The organism is Sinorhizobium glycinis (assembly GCF_001651865.1).
Classification (GTDB): Bacteria; Pseudomonadota; Alphaproteobacteria; order Rhizobiales; family Rhizobiaceae; genus Sinorhizobium; species Sinorhizobium glycinis.
Genome location: NZ_LPUX01000053.1, coordinates 951,842 through 966,800, shown reverse-complemented (window position 1 = coordinate 966,800; position 14,959 = coordinate 951,842). Strand labels below are relative to the sequence as shown.

At 64.4% G+C, this 14,959-nt stretch carries 13 protein-coding genes; 7 read left to right on the top strand and 6 right to left on the bottom strand.

What is annotated here, in order from left to right:
- Positions 1-2 precede the first annotated feature (2 nt).
- A complete protein-coding gene (locus tag AU381_RS09380; protein WP_064241448.1) occupies positions 3-506 on the top strand; it encodes a CAP domain-containing protein in 504 nt (167 codons plus the stop codon).
- Between the two features lie 47 nt (positions 507-553).
- Complete coding sequence (locus tag AU381_RS09375) at positions 554-1,921, top strand: MATE family efflux transporter (RefSeq protein WP_064241447.1); 1,368 nt, start codon at positions 554-556, stop codon at positions 1,919-1,921.
- Here AU381_RS09375 and AU381_RS09370 read toward each other — a convergent pair.
- Positions 1,897-2,985: a quinone-dependent dihydroorotate dehydrogenase gene (locus tag AU381_RS09370; protein ID WP_064241446.1), complete on the bottom strand. Its 1,089-nt coding sequence runs from the start codon at positions 2,983-2,985 to the stop codon at positions 1,897-1,899. The genes AU381_RS09375 and AU381_RS09370 overlap by 25 nt on opposite strands.
- Positions 2,982-3,329 carry a DUF952 domain-containing protein gene (locus AU381_RS09365; protein ID WP_064241881.1) on the bottom strand — a complete coding sequence of 116 codons (348 nt, stop codon included), beginning with the start codon at positions 3,327-3,329 and terminating at the stop codon, positions 2,982-2,984. Before AU381_RS09365 ends, AU381_RS09370 begins: the two co-directional genes overlap by 4 nt.
- 182 nt (positions 3,330-3,511) lie before the next feature.
- Here AU381_RS09365 and AU381_RS09360 point away from each other — a divergent pair, with 182 nt between their 5' ends.
- Entirely contained in the window at positions 3,512-3,943 is a 432-nt protein-coding gene (locus AU381_RS09360) for a hypothetical protein (protein WP_064241445.1), read from the top strand.
- A 106-nt stretch (positions 3,944-4,049) separates the two neighbouring features.
- Positions 4,050-4,697, top strand: a complete 648-nt coding sequence (locus AU381_RS09355) for a response regulator transcription factor (protein WP_064241444.1) — start codon at positions 4,050-4,052, stop codon at positions 4,695-4,697.
- Between the two features lie 209 nt (positions 4,698-4,906).
- On the opposite strand, the gene AU381_RS09350 is transcribed toward AU381_RS09355, so the two are convergent.
- Complete coding sequence (locus AU381_RS09350) at positions 4,907-8,413, bottom strand: PAS domain-containing hybrid sensor histidine kinase/response regulator (protein ID WP_064241443.1); 3,507 nt, start codon at positions 8,411-8,413, stop codon at positions 4,907-4,909.
- 250 nt (positions 8,414-8,663) lie between these two features.
- Between AU381_RS09350 and mscL the strand changes: the two genes are divergently transcribed.
- The 3 genes from mscL to galE all read left to right on the top strand — a co-directional run bounded on the left by mscL (position 8,664) and on the right by galE (position 11,677).
- On the top strand, positions 8,664-9,092 hold the full coding sequence (gene mscL / locus AU381_RS09345; RefSeq protein WP_064241442.1) for a large conductance mechanosensitive channel protein MscL: 429 nt from the start codon (positions 8,664-8,666) through the stop codon (positions 9,090-9,092).
- A gap of 202 nt (positions 9,093-9,294) precedes the next feature.
- A complete protein-coding gene (locus tag AU381_RS09340) occupies positions 9,295-10,461 on the top strand; it encodes a pyridoxal phosphate-dependent aminotransferase (RefSeq protein WP_064241441.1) in 1,167 nt (388 codons plus the stop codon).
- A 181-nt stretch (positions 10,462-10,642) separates the two neighbouring features.
- Positions 10,643-11,677: a UDP-glucose 4-epimerase GalE gene (galE, locus tag AU381_RS09335; RefSeq protein WP_064241440.1), complete on the top strand. Its 1,035-nt coding sequence runs from the start codon at positions 10,643-10,645 to the stop codon at positions 11,675-11,677.
- Between the two features lie 8 nt (positions 11,678-11,685).
- Here galE and AU381_RS09330 read toward each other — a convergent pair whose 3' ends face one another.
- From AU381_RS09330 to AU381_RS09320, 3 genes are all read right to left on the bottom strand, one after another.
- Positions 11,686-11,991 carry a chorismate mutase family protein gene (locus AU381_RS09330; RefSeq protein WP_064241439.1) on the bottom strand — a complete coding sequence of 102 codons (306 nt, stop codon included), beginning with the start codon at positions 11,989-11,991 and terminating at the stop codon, positions 11,686-11,688.
- Positions 11,992-12,531: 540 nt separating this feature from the next.
- Positions 12,532-13,536, bottom strand: coding sequence for a cytochrome d ubiquinol oxidase subunit II (cydB, locus tag AU381_RS09325; RefSeq protein ID WP_064241880.1), 1,005 nt, complete (start codon positions 13,534-13,536; stop codon positions 12,532-12,534).
- Positions 13,526-14,941 carry a cytochrome ubiquinol oxidase subunit I gene (locus AU381_RS09320; protein WP_082909745.1) on the bottom strand — a complete coding sequence of 472 codons (1,416 nt, stop codon included), beginning with the start codon at positions 14,939-14,941 and terminating at the stop codon, positions 13,526-13,528. Before AU381_RS09320 ends, cydB begins: the two co-directional genes overlap by 11 nt.
- Positions 14,942-14,959 lie beyond the last annotated feature (18 nt).

The following is a 14,959-nucleotide window of genomic DNA, read 5'->3' as shown; positions in this document are numbered from 1 at the left end:
GCATGCAGGATCAGTTCTTTCTTCCGCGCAGGCGGCTTGTTCTGCGTGCCGGTGCGGTGCTCTCGCTCGGGCTAGTCGCCGGCTGCTCGACTTCCGGTCTCCTCACTCCCGACGACGGAACGGGCAGCGACCAGACCGAGGCGACGCTCGGCTATGTCAATTCACTGCGCAAGGGCAGGGGGCGCACGACTCTCGTGCGCGATCCGGCCGCGTCCGTTGCCGCGATGCACCAGGCGGCGCGCATGGCACGCGCCGGCAAGATGAAGCACAGTATCGGCTGGCGCGACGATTTTGCCGATCGGATGAAAGGCGATGGCGTCACCCTTCCGGCCGCCGAGAACATCGCCATGGGCCAGGAGAACGCCGAACGGGCCTATGAAGCCTGGTTCAATTCGCCGAAGCACCTCGAAAACATGCTCGGCAGCTATCGCGGCCTGGGTGTGGCCGTGGCGCAAAATACCGCTTCCGGAAACCGCCCCTATTGGGCCATGGTGCTGTCCGGCTGAGTCGATCCCCAAGATTGCCTTGCGGGGACGGCCGCAGGGTAACGACGATGACTGCCACGGAAAGCCTCGAGCGTGGAAGGCTTGCCCGCGAAGCGGGTCCTTTTGACGTCACTAACCGGCTGATCTTTTCGATCGCGTTGCCGATGACGCTCGGCTTCCTGACGACGCCGCTTCTCGGCCTCGTCGACACCGGCGTCGTCGGCCGGCTCGGCCGGGCCGAGATGCTCGCCGGCCTCGCGGTCGGTGCCGTCCTGTTCGATCTGATCTTCACCACCTTCAATTTCCTGCGCGCGTCGACCACCGGCCTCGTCGCGCAGGCCTATGGCCGCGGCGACCGGCGCGAGCAGCAGGCGGTGTTCTGGCGTTCGCTTGTGATCGCACTCTTCTGCGGCATCGCCATCGTCCTCCTGTCGCCGCTTCTGCTCGCCCTCGGTCTGTGGCTGATGGCGCCGGAGGCGGAAGTCGCCGCGGTGACGCGCACTTATTTTCTTTACCGCATGCTCTCCGGCCCGGCGGCGCTCGCCAATTATGCGATCCTCGGCTTCGTGCTTGGCCGTGGCGAAGGGACGCTCGGCCTGCTGCTGCAGACGCTTATCAACGGCATCAACATCGTGCTTGCCATTCTCTTCGGCCTGGTCCTCGGATGGGGCGTCGCCGGTGTCGCCATCGCCACGGTGACGGGGGAGGTTGTCGGTGCTCTGGCAGGCTTCGCGATCGTCTACGGCCGTTTCGACAAGAGGGATGCGCCGGACTGGGCGACGATCTTCGCCGGCGACCGGCTCAAGGCGCTGTTCGGCCTCAACCGCGACATCATGATCCGGTCCTTCGTGCTGCTCGCCGCCTTCACGCTGATGACCCGGATCGGCACGTCCCTCGGCCCGGTGACGCTGGCGGCCAATGCCGTGCTGATGACCATCTTCCTTGTCGCCGGCTATTATCTCGACGGCCTTGCCAATGCGGCCGAGCAGCTGACCGGGCGCTCGATCGGCGCCGCCTATCGGCCGGCCTTCGATCGCGCCCTCAGGATGACCGCGCTATGGTCGCTGGGGCTCGCCCTGATGACGACGGTGTTCTTCCTCGCTTTCGGCAACGCGCTCGTCGATCTTCTGACCACGGCGCCGGAGGTGCGGGCGCTCGCCTATGAATTCATGCCGTGGGCGGCGGTGACGGCACTCACCGGCGCGATGGCCTTCCTGATGGACGGCGTCTTCATCGGCGCCACCTGGTCACGCGACATGCGCAACATGATGCTCGCCGCCTTCGCCGTCTACGGCGCGGCACTCACCGTTCTCGTGCCGGCCTTCGGCAATCACGGCCTGTGGGCCGGTCTCAACTTGTTCCTGCTGCTGCGTGGCCTGTTCTTGGTGCTGTTGCTGCCGCGCCGCGCCGCTCAGACGTTCCGCCCGGCCCAGTAGTCGAGACGGCTGTCGCGGATCTCGCGGATAGAAGCGAGCTTGTCGCGATCGCAAAGCTGTGACAGGCCGCGCACGATCCTGCCTGGCAGGCCCGGTCCCTCGTAAACCATGCAGGAATAGAGCTGCACGAGGTCGGCGCCGGCGCGGATCTTTTCCGCTGCGGTCTCTGCCGAGCTGACGCCGCCCACACCGATGATCGGCAGGTCCGGCCCCAGCCGTTTGCGCATCCGGGCGAGCACCGCCGTCGACTTCTCGAAGAGCGGCTTGCCGGAAAGCCCGCCAGCCTCCTTGGCCTGACGCTGATCCCTGAGGCCTTCGCGCGACAGCGTCGTGTTGGAGACGATCAGGCCGTCGAGATCATGGGCCAGCACTTCCGCCGCGATGTCGTCCATGCCTCCTTCGGTGAGATCCGGGGCGATCTTGAGGAACACCGGAACGCGCCTTCCACTTTTCTCCGCTTCCTCGTCCCGGGTGGCAAGCACGACCGAAAGCAGCGCCGCCAGGCTCTCGCGTGCCTGCAGGTCGCGCAGGCCCGGCGTGTTCGGCGAGGAGATATTGGCGGTGAAATAGCGAGCCACCGCATAGAAGGTGCGGATTCCCGCGACATAGTCGGCGATCCGGTCGGCGCTGTCCTTGTTGGCGCCGATATTGACGCCGATCAGCGCCTGGCGCGAGCAGGCCTGAAGGCGCGCCAGCGCCGCCCCGTGCCCATCATTGTTGAAGCCGAGCCGGTTGATCACCGCCTCGTCCTCGACGAGCCGGAAAATCCGCGGCTTGTCATTGCCCTGCTGCGGCCGCGGCGTCACCGTGCCGATTTCGGTGAAGCCGAAACCGAGCCTCAAGAGAGCTTCCGGCACCTCGGCATTCTTGTCGTAGCCGGCCGCCATGCCCACCGGATTGGGAAAGGTAAGCCCTGCAATGGTCTGCTCGAGCCTGGCATCAGCAGGGGCGGCACAGCTCGGCACGACGCCGCTCTTCAGCGCCCTGATCGAGATGCCATGGGCGGCTTCCGGATCGAGGAGGAACAGGCCGCGGCGGGCGAGGCGTTCGAGAGGTCCGGTCATGGCGCGAGCTCGGGGAAGACATGCTTGCCATCGGCGCCGAGCGGCAGGGGCTTTTCCCATAGCACCGCGTCGAGCGTCAGCGGCGCATAGAGATGCGGAAACAGCGCCCCGCCGCGCGAGGGCTCGTAAACGAGCTCGTCGCCAAGCGCGTCCGCGTCGACGGCGACGAGCAGCAGATCCGTCTGGCCCTCGAAATGCCGCGCCGCTGTCTCGGCGACCTGGTCGCCCGTCGAGAAATGAATGAAGCCGTCGGCGAGATCGACGGGCGCGCCGGAAAACTGTCCCGCACGCCGGGCTTCCTGCCATAGAAGCGTCGGAACGATCTTGTATATGGTAGTCGTCATAATCCGCTCGTCCGTCATCAAATCGAGCCATGGCCTTGCCGCAAATATCGCCGCATGTCCACCGCCGAGCATCGACCGAAGGCGGATTTGAGCGGGATGAGGAAAGCGGCAAGCGTATTTCCGCCCGCACCCTGCTATAAGTAGTGGACGCGCTCACGGGAGCATCCGATGGAGAGGACGGCATGAGGCAGGTAATCGCAGCGCTCGCGTTCGGCTTGGCCCTCGGCTGGAGCCATTCGGCCGGAGCCCAGGAGCCGGCGCCGGGGCGCTTCAGCATGCAGAAATCGGAAACGGGATTCGCCCGGCTCGATACCGAGACCGGCGAGGTCACCCTCTGCCAGGAGAAGAACGGCGCGCTCGTCTGCCGGATGGCCGCTGACGAGCGCGCCGCCTTCGAGCGGGAACTCGACCTGCTCACCAAACGGGTCGAAGCCTTGGAAAAGGCCCTGCAGGGCGGGGCGACAGCCACTAAACCCGATCTTCCGACCGATGAAGAGATTGACCGGACGATGAGCATCATGGAAAGAATGATGCGCAAGTTCATGGACATCGTGAAGGAACTCGAAGGTCGCGATGCCACCGACGAAGGTGGACCGGTGCCTGACAAGACCTGATCGTCCTGAACAAGCACCGAATGGCGCGCGGAGGACGAAGCCGCTCGGTGAAGAAACATGCGGCATTGCGAGTGCTGCATCCGAGGCTCTTGGGAGGGAGCGTCACATGGCCGACATGACCATCATCATTGCCGACGATCATCCGCTGTTCCGCGGCGCGATGCGCCAGGCGCTGAGCGGCATGGACGGCGCACCCGCCGTCGTCGAGGCCGGCGATTTCGCAGCCGCCCGCAAGGCGGCGGCGGATAACCCGGATGCCGATCTGATGCTTCTTGACCTTACCATGCCGGGGGTCAGCGGTCTTTCCGGCCTCATCGCCCTGCGCGCCGAATTCCCGAGCCTGCCGGTGATGATCGTTTCGGCCCATGACGATCCGGCGACCATTCACCGCGCCATCGATCTCGGCGCGGCGGGTTTCCTTTCGAAATCGGCCGGCATCGAGGAAATCCGCGACGGCATCGAAAAGGTCATGGCCGGCGAGATCTTCGTCCCGGCCGGTTACGACCAGAACCAGGAATACGAACCGGAAGTGGCCGACCTCCTGCATCGGCTGCAGACCTTGACGCCGCAGCAATCGCGCGTCTTGTCGATGCTGGCCGAAGGCCTGCTCAACAAGCAGATCGCCTACGAGCTCGGCGTCTCCGAGGCGACCATCAAGGCCCATGTCTCGGCGATCCTCCTGAAGCTCAACGTCGACAGCCGCACCCAGGCGGTCATCCAGCTTTCAAAGCTCGGGAGCGTGGCGGCGGCTTAAGCGGCAACAACTGCGGGTGAATTCGCCCCTCATCCCGCTGCCGCGACCTTCTCCCCGCAGGCGGGGAGAAGGGGCATGCCGCGCCGTCTTGCCTCTTTCGTCGACCGGTATTGAGGGGACTGGGAGCTTGCTGCGTGTCCCTTCGCCCCGCATGCGGGGAGAAGGTGCCGGCAGGCGGATGAGGGGCAAATCCCCGAATGAACCCGCCGCTACTCCGCCGCCGCGCGTCCCGCGGCGGCGAGCTGGGTCAGCCAGGCACGCAAGACAGCCGGCCGCACCGGCTTATGCTGCAATGAGATTCCATCACGCTCGGCGGCGCCGCGGACCTCCGGGGTGCGGTCGGCGGTCACCATCAGCGCCGGAACGCTCTCTTGCCAAAGCGCTCGGATAGCGGCGATCGCCTCGATGCCGGTGCCGTCGTCGAGGTGGTAGTCGGCGACGATCGCGTCGGGGCGCGCCGGCAGGTTGTCCGGACCCATCCGAGCACAGGCAGCAACCGATTCCACCGTCGTGACGGCGCAGCCCCAGCCGCCCAGAAGCAGCGCCATGCCCTCGAGGATCTTCGGCTCGTTATCGACGCAGACGACAGCAAGGCCGGTCAGCGCTTCGCTCGTTTTCGTCGCGGCGACCGGCTGCGGCCTTGACCGTTCGCCGGCGCTTGTATCGAGCGGTACGGTGACCTTGAACCCCGTGCCCTTTCCGGGCTTCGACTGCAGGCCGACCGGATGGTTGAGCACACGCGAGATGCGGTCGACGATGGAAAGTCCGAGGCCGAGGCCGGAGGCTGTTCGCGCCCCTTCGTCGAGGCGTGCGAATTCCTTGAACACGGTCCGGAACTTGGACGCCGGAATGCCTATGCCTGAATCGAGCACTTCGATCGTAACCGCCTGCTTGTGCCGGCGGACTCCGACGAGCACCTTGCCCTGGAGCGTGTACTTGATCGCATTCGAGACGAGATTCTGGACGACGCGCCTGAGCAGGTTCGGGTCGCTGCGCACGACGAGCGAGGTCGGCATGACGATGAACTCGATTTGCTTCGCCCGTGCCATCGGGGCGAAATCGGTCTCGATGCGCCTCAACAGGTCATTGAGCGGCACGGACTGCAACCGCGGCTTCATCGCGCCGGTGTCGAGCCGCGAGATGTCGAGAACGGCACCGAGAATAGCCTCCACCGATTCGAGCGATGAGTCGATGTTCTGGACCAGCGCCTTGTTGTCGGACTCGCCAAGCCGTTCGACAAGTGAGGAGGAATAGAGTCGCGCCGCGTTCAAAGGCTGCAGGATGTCGTGTCCGGCCGCCGCGAAGAAGCGGGTCTTGCCGATATTGGCCTCCTCGGCGGCGGCGCGCGCCTCGCCGAGTTCATGGTTGACCCGCGTCAGTTCGCTGGTCCGCTCGGCGACGCGCAGTTCCAGCGTCTCGTTCGCCTGCTTGAGCGCCATGTCGGCCGCAACGCGCGGGGTGATGTCGGTATAGGTGGTGACGATGCCCTTGTCGGGCATGGCGTTGGTGCGGACCTCGACGATCCGCGCACCATTGCCGAGTTCGAGCAGGAACGGATTGTCGAGCGTCAGGAAGGTGGCGACCAGGGTCTTTTCGTACTCCTTGCGGATATCGCCGCGGCGCGCCAGGATCGCCACGATGTCGGCAAGCGGGAAGCCGACCTGGCCGGCGGCCTCGGGTAGGTCGAGCAGTTCCCGGAAACGGCGGTTCCAGATGATCAGGTTGTTCTGGTTGTCGAAGACGGCGATGCCCTGGTCCATCTGCGAGAGAGCCGTCTGCAGCATGTCCTGGTTATATTGCAGCGCCTCGCTCGCCTGGTCGAGCAGCCACGCGGTATCCGACGAGGTGTCGTCCATGCGCTGCAGCACCAGCGAAAACACCAGCCGGGCCGAAGAGGAGCCGATGGCGCTGCCGAGCAATTGTTCGGAAAAATGGACGAGGGCCATGTCGGCGGAGGCGTTTTCATCGAGCCAGCGGCCCGACTGCTGCTCGTAGGTGTGGAAGGAGCGCTGCATGCGTTCCTCGCCCATGTAGCGGGCGATGGTCGTCTTGAGGTCGCGCACCGACACTTTCGTCTTGCGACCGCGGAAGGCCCTTTCGGTGCGCGAGCGGCGCGTGATGAACACCCCGGCCTGGAAGCGCTCCAGCGGCTTCGGCGTGCGCGTCAGCGAGCCGAGCACATAGGCGGACACGTTGACGAGCATGCTGAGGGCGGATGCGTTGACGAGCGGGTCGGACTGCGGGCCCGAGAAGAGATCCGTAAACGGCAGGAGGAAGCTCAGGATCGTCGAGGCAACGTGGGAATTGTCAGGCCCGCCGAGGCTCGGCAGGAAGAGGACATAGGCCCAGACGAGGAAGCCGCTGACCATTCCTGCAATCGCGCCCCGGGCGTTCGCCTGCCTCCAGACGAGACCGCCGATGAGCGCCGGTGCCATCTGCGAGATGGCGACGAAGGAGAGGAGGCCGAGCGAGGCGAGGCCGGCGCTCATGTCGGCGGAGCGATAGTAGCCGTAGCCGAGCAACAGGACGACGAAAATCGCCGTGCGGCGGATGTTGAGCAGCGTCCCGGCCATGCTCTCCTGCAGGGTGCCGCGGGTGCCGAGCCTCTGGCGCAGGAAGACCGGCATCACGATGTCGTTGGAGATCATGATCGACAGCGCCACCGAGGCGACGATGACCATGGCCGTGGCAGCGGAAAAGCCGCCGATGAAGGTGAGAAGGGTGATGAGAGGTACGTCGCTGGCGAGCGGCAGGGCCAAGAGATAGAGGTCGGCGTCGCCGGCGCCGGAGAAGGTCAGGATGCCGGCAATGGCGATCGGCAGGACGAAGAGATTGATGGCGATAAGATAGAGCGGAAACAATATCCCAGCGGTGCGCAGTTCGTTCTCGGTGCGATTTTCGACGACGGTGACGTGGAACTGCCGCGGCAGCATGATGATGCCGAAGGCGGAGAGGACGATCAGCAGGATCCAGCGGGCGGCCGGCGTCTGGTATTCGAGGGCGGAAAGGACGGCGGGGCTCTGCTGAGCCGCGGCCAGAAGATTTGCCGGCCCGTCGAACAGGACGAAGACGATGTAGATGCCCGCCGTAAGCATGGCGACGAGCTTGACGACCGATTCCATCGCAATCGCCAGGATCAGCCCGTCCTGGTGCTCGGTCGCATCCGTGTGGCGCGTCCCGAAGACGATCGCGAAACAGGCGAGGAAAAGCGTCACGAGCAGCGGCAGGTCGATGAAATTCTCGCCCGCGCCGATGCCGTAATCGCTGGTGTCGATCATCGCCGCGACAGAGCTCGAAACCGCCTTGAGCTGAAGGGCGATATAGGGAATGGCGCCGACCAGCGAGATCAGCGCGACGATCGCCGCCACCGCCGGGTTCTTCCCGTAGCGTGCCGCCACGAAATCGGCGACCGAAGTCAGCTTCTCGGTCTTGGCGAGCTGCACGATCCTGCGGATCAGCGGCATGCCGAGCGTGAACATTAGGATCGGCCCGATATAGATGCCGGTGAACTCGAGGCCATGCTCGGCGGCAAGCCCCACGCCGCCGAAATAGGTCCAGGAAGTGCAGTAGATCGCCAGGCTCAGCGCATAGACCAGCGGCCTGCCCTTGCTGGCAATCCTGCTTCTGCTGGCCCGCCGGTCGCCGTAGCTTGCGACTGCGAAGAGCAGCAGCAGATAGGCGAAGGCCGAGGCGAAAATGACCGAACCCGAGAGCATGCCTCACTCCTCGACGGTGAGCATAGGGCAAGTCCATCCCATTGAGAATTGGCTGCTTTATGCGTCTTAAGTCCAAGATCGGACCGACGCTGCGCCCTTGCCGCGCCTTGGACGGCGGCGTCCTCCCCGGAAATTGGATCGTGAAGGGCGGTTCCATAGAACCCGGCTTTGGTCTAGTTTCCTACCAGCGGTTGCCGCGCGGGACAGGCGCGGCCGATCGTTCCAAGATGGCGATATCACGGAGGGACGCATGCTGAATGAATTCAAGGAGTTTATCGCCCGCGGCAATGTGATGGACCTGGCGGTCGGCGTGATCATCGGCGCCGCCTTCAGCAAGATCGTCGATTCTGTCGTCAACGACCTGGTGATGCCGATCGTCGGTGCCATCACCGGCGGCGGCTTCGACTTCTCCAACTATTTTCTGCCGCTGTCGGCGAACGTCACGGCTCCGACGCTTGCCGCGGCTCGCCAGCAGGGCGCGGTCTTTGCCTACGGCAACTTCATCACGGTACTGATCAACTTCCTGATCCTCGCCTGGATCATCTTCCTGTTGATCAAAATCGTAAATCGCCTGCGGAAGTCGATCGAAAAGGAGAAGCCACCGGCACCAGCCGCGCCGCCGCCGCAGGACATCCTTCTGCTGGCGGAAATCCGTGATCTCCTGAAGCAGCGCGCCTGACTGGTGCTCGTCGCGGGCCACGCTCCTGATGGCCCGCAAATTCATCACAGAAATCGATAAATCCGTCAGAGAAAATCGCGTGATCGCGGGCGGGAAAGCGTCTAGAAGCGGCGGGCAACTACAGCGACCTTTGAATTGCTGCATGTCTTTATCCTTAAACCGACTGCGATTTAAGGAGACATGCAGGAGGAGCCCGCCGCCGATGACGATCATGACCAGCCTCAGCCCCCGCGCTCTTTCGGCGCCCGAAAGCGGCATCGTCGAAGTGGTGAATTATGCGCGGGGTCGCGACGGTCTCATTCCGCTCTGGGTGGGCGAGGGCGATCTGCCTACGCCGGATTTCATCAGCCGGGCGGCCGCAGAAGCGCTAACGGCTGGCGAGACGTTTTACACCTGGCAGCGCGGCATTCCACCGCTGCGCGAGGCGCTGGTGCGCTATTACCAGCGCCGCTTCCAGAAGACGCTTACGCCCGAGAATTTCTACGTCGTCGGATCCGGAATGCAGGCGATCAAGCTTTCGATCGAGGCGATCGCCTCGCCCGGCGACGAGATGGTGCTCCTGACCCCGGCCTGGCCGAATTTCGCGGCCGCCGCTGACCTCTCCGGCGTGCGCCCGGTCTCAGTGCCGCTCCGCTTCGAGAGCGGGAAATGGCAGCTCGACCTTGACCGTCTCGAAGCGGCAATCGGAGAGAAGACGCGGGCGCTCTTCATCAACACGCCGTCCAATCCGACCGGATGGACCGCGACGCTGGACGATCTCAGCGCTATTCTGTCGCTGGCGCGCAAGCACGGCCTCTGGATCATCGCCGACGAGATCTACGCGCTCTACTGCTATCTCGGCGGACGGGCGCCGTCGTTCCTCGATATCATGGAGGAGGATGACCGCATCCTCTTCGTCAATTCCTTCTCGAAGAACTGGGCGATGACCGGCTGGCGCGTCGGCTGGATCGTCGCACCCCCGGCAATGGGGCAGGTGCTCGAGAACCTCGTCCAGTATTCGACCTCCGGGGTCGCGCAGTTCATGCAGCGCGGCGCCGTCGTCGCCTTGGATGAGGGGGACGGCTTCGTCGACCACAATGTCGCCAAGGCCAGGCGCAATCGAGATATGCTCTGCGATGCGCTGATTGCCACCAATCGCGTCGAGACCCTGAAGCCGGATGGGGCGCTTTACGCCTTCCTGAAGATCGACGGCGTAACGGACGCACGCCGGGCCGCGATCGACATCGTCGACAAGACCGGCGTGGGGCTCGCGCCCGGAACGGCGTTCGGCGAGGGAGGATCGCTCTTCATGCGAGCCTGCTTCCTGCGCGATCCGACCCAGATTGCAGAGGCCGCGGACCGGCTGCGCGCCTATATCCTCAACCGCTGAGACGGGATTTCGTGCGTTCCAGGTTCGATCGATAAAATCCGAATGTTTGCCGTGGTTGGCGTTTAACCACACGAATGAGAATAGCCGGCCAAGAGCGGCGTCGGCCCGCCGATTTACCAATTCCGTAAGCATCGCCCGTCTTTCCTGTTACCGGGTTCTATCGGGGGTTGGAAGGGCAGTCATGGCCGTATTGGTAACAGGCGGAGCGGGCTATATCGGCAGCCATATGGTCTGGTCATTGCTCGACGCGGGTGAGTCCGTCGTCGTGCTCGACAGCCTCACGACCGGCTTCCGCTGGGCGGTCGCGCCGGAGGCGCGTTTCTATTTCGGCGATGTCGGCGACCGGGCGGTGCTGGCGCGGATCTTCGCCGAGAACGAGATCGACGCCGTCGTGCATTTCGCCGGATCGGCTGTCGTGCCGGACTCCGTTGCCAAGCCGCTCGCCTATTACGAGAACAACACGGCAAAGACGCGGACGCTGATCGCCGCGACGATAGAAGCCGGCGTGCGCCGCTTCGTCTTCTCCTCGACGGCCGCCGTCTATGGCACCCAGGACACGCCGGAGCCGGTCAAGGAAACAGCTGCCCTGCGTCCGGAAAGCCCCTATGGGCGTTCCAAGCTGATGTCGGAGATCATGCTCGAGGACACGGCCGCCGCCCATGATTTCAGCTATGTCGCGCTTCGCTATTTCAACGTGGCCGGGGCCGATCCTCTCGGTCGAGCCGGGCAGTCGACCTTCGGTGCCACCCATCTCATCAAGGTCGCCTGCGAGGCGGCACTCGGCAAGCGCCGCAAGGTCGACGTGTTCGGCACCGACTATCCGACGGCGGATGGCACTGGCATCCGCGACTACATCCATGTCAGCGATCTGGTCGCCGCCCATCGGAACGCGCTTGATTATCTGAGGCGCGGCAGCGACCCGCTCGTCACCAATTGCGGCTATGGCGAAGGCTTTTCCGTGCTGCAGGTCCTCGACACCGTGCGGCAGGTTTCCGGCCGCGACTTCCGCGTCGACTATGCGCCGCGCCGCCCGGGCGATGCGGCCCAGGTCGTCGCCGATCCGTCGGTCGCGCGGCTGAAGCTCGATTGGGTCCCGACCCATGCGAGCCTCGAACATATCGTCCAGAGTGCCTTCGACTGGGAAGGATATCTCAGCCGCAAGAACGGTTTCGACGATGGTCGCGGCGAGGACGGGCGGCTCGTCGCCAACGGGTGATGGCAGGCCTACTCCTGGTCTTCGCCGAGGAGCTTGCGCTCATGCGCGATCGCATGGTCGATCAGCTGCGTCCACAGCCCCTCATAGAAGCCCGGATCGAGGCCGAGCGAAATCGCGTGCCTGCGGGCGTTCTCCCTGACCTCTGTGACGCGCGCCGGAATATCGGCCTTCAAGTTCAGCGGACGTTTGATCTCTGCCGCGCGGTCGATATAGCCCCAGCGCTCGGCAAAGAGCGCCATCAGGGCGCGGTCGAGCCGATCGATTTCGGCGCGCACATCCGCCATTGTCGTGCATTCCGCGGGGGTCTTTGGCATGTCCGGCTCCTGCCGGGGCGTTTCGCGCCCCGTTTCATCGCGCCGAACTGCTAGCAAAGCGGATGCCGGCTGAGAAGGGGGAAAACCGCCGCAGAGCTCGAGAGATAGCCCCTGCGGCGTGCTTCGCGCATCGTAGCACGCCATGCCATTCCTCACGCTTCGTCATCCTCGGGCTTGACCCGAGGATCCAAGCACGGATGTCGTCCATGGAAGTAGCTGGCTTGTGTCTGGATCCTCGGGACAAGCCCGAGGATGACGGAAGAACATGGGATCGCGTGCAAGAGTTGACCGGAGGCTTGTCCCGCAACCCAGCCTGAACTGGTCACCTCGGCAGGCGATCGCAGGGGAGTAGGGTGCGGTCCTGTCTCCGTCCGGCGATTGCCTGCCGATGTGTAGGAAGACGGTACTGCCGCAAGCTTGAGCGGGGCTTTCCCTAGCTGCCGAGCACAAGCTTGATCGCGAGCCCGACGGCGCTCACGACCGCGACGCCGGCGACCCAAAGGCCGACGAACCAGAGAAGCCTGCGCCCGAGCGCGCTCATTAGTGATAGCCCTCTTCCGGATCGACCTTGCCGCGGAAGACCCAATAGGCATAGGCGGTATAGGCGAGAATGATCGGCACCAGCACGAGTGCGCCGATAAGCAGGAAAGCGAGGCTCTCGTTCGGCGCCGCGGCGTCCCAGATGGTGAGCGACGGCGGCACCATATAGGGGTAGAAACTGATACCGATGCCGATATAGCCAAGAAGGAAGAGCCCAAGGGCGGCGAAGAAGGGCTGCCTATCCTGGCGCTCCTGTATCCCCTTGAGCAGCAGATAGAGGCAGCCAAGAACAAGCAGGGGCACGATGACGCTGAAGATCGCCGTCGGCCAACCGAACCAGCGCTGGAGATAGACCGGCTCGAGAAACGGCGTCCAGAGGCTGACGATGCCCATGGCCGCGACGGTAGCGAAAGCGCATTTGAGCGCGATTGAGCGGGCACGTTCGGCGAGGTCGCCACGCGTCTTCATGACCAGCCAGGTCGCGCCGAGGAGCGCATAGCCGACAACGATCGCCAGGCCGGTGACGATGGAGAAGGGCGTCAGCCAGTCCCACCAGCCGCCGGCATAGGCCCGGTCTTCGACCGGAATTCCCTGGACGAGCGCGCCGAGCGCCAGCCCCTGGGCGAAGGCCGCGAGCGTCGATCCTCCGGCAAAGGCCCAGTTCCACAAAAACTCGCCGCGCTGGGTGCGCCAGCGATATTCGAAGGCGACGCCGCGGAAGATGAGGCCGAGAAGCATCGCGATGATCGGCGCGTAAAGCGCCGGCAGGACGGTCGCATAGGCGAGCGGGAAGACGGCCATCAGTCCGCCGCCGCCGAGCACCAGCCAGGTCTCGTTGCCGTCCCAGACCGGTGCCACGGAATTCATCATCACGTCGCGATCGTGCTTCTCCGGGAAAAACGGAAAGAGAATGCCGACGCCGAGGTCGAAGCCGTCGAGAACAACATAGGCGAGCACTGCGAAGGCGATCAGGGCGGCCCAGATGAAGGGCAGGTCAATGGCCATGATGGCCTCCATGGGGTTTCGCCGCTGCCGGGCCAGGGGTGACGCCGGCGGTGCGCAACGGCCCCTCGTCGAGTTCCGGCATGGTATCGCGCGGCAGGCGCGCCATCAGCCGCAGAATGTAGAAGGTGCCGGCGCCGAAGACGAGGAAGTAGACGACGATGAAAGCGACAAGCGACGCACCGACGGCCGGAGCCTCGATCGGTGAGACCGAATTGGCCGTCAGCAGGTGGCCGTAGATCGTATAGGGCTGCCGCCCGACTTCGGTGGTGATCCAGCCGGCAAGCACCGCCACGAATCCCGCCGGGCCCATCACGACGGCCACGCGATGCAGCCGGGCATCCGTGGCGAGCGTGCCGCGGTAGCGACACAAGAGGCTCCAGAGCCCGATGCCGAGCATTGCAAAGCCGATCGCCACCATGACGCGGAACGACCAGAAGACGATTCTGACGGGAGGGTGCAGTTCTTCGGGAATGGAATCGAGGCCGGCGAGCGGCGCATCGAGATCGTGTTTCAGGATGAGGCTCGACAACTTGGGAATTTCGACCGCGTAGTCGACCCGTTTTTTGGCGGGATTCGGAATGCCGAACAGGATCAGCGGCGCCCCGTTTTCATGGCTTTCGTAGTGGCCTTCCATTGCCATGATCTTGGCCGGCTGATGCTCGAGCGTGTTGAGCCCGTGCAGGTCGCCGGCGAAGATCTGGATCGGCGCGACGATCGCCGCCATCCACATCGCCATCGAGAACATGGTGCGGGCGCGGCGCGGCGCGGTGTTGCGCAGGAGGTGCCAGGCGCCGCAGGCGCCGACGACGAAGGCGGTGGTCAGATAGGCGGCGAGCACCATGTGGACCAGCCGGAATGGGAACGATGGATTGAAGATCACCGCCCACCAGTCGGACGGAACGAACTGGCCGGCCTCGTTGACGGAAAAGCCGGCCGGCGTCTGCATCCAGGAGTTCACGGCGAGGATCCAGGTCGCCGAAATCAGCGTGCCGAAGGCAACCATGGCGGTGGCCAGGAAGTGAAGCCGCGGCCCGACGCGGTTCAAACCGAACAGCATGACGCCGAGAAAGCCTGCCTCGAGGAAGAAGGCGGTCAGCACCTCGTAGCCCATCAGCGGCCCGATCACCGGCCCGGCGCGGTCGGAGAACACGCTCCAATTGGTGCCGAACTGATACGACATGACGATGCCGGAAACGACGCCCATACCGAAGGCGACGGCGAAGATCGTTTTCCAGAAGTTGAAGAGCTCGAGATAGACCTCGTCCTTTTTCCAGAGCCACAACGCCTCGAGGACGGCAAGATAGCTGGCCAGTCCGATGGAAAAAGCGGGAAAGATGATATGAAACGAGACAGTGAAGGCGAACTGAATGCGCGCAAGCACTGTCGCATCGAAGGCTTCGAACAAGGCGCGGTCCTCGCATCC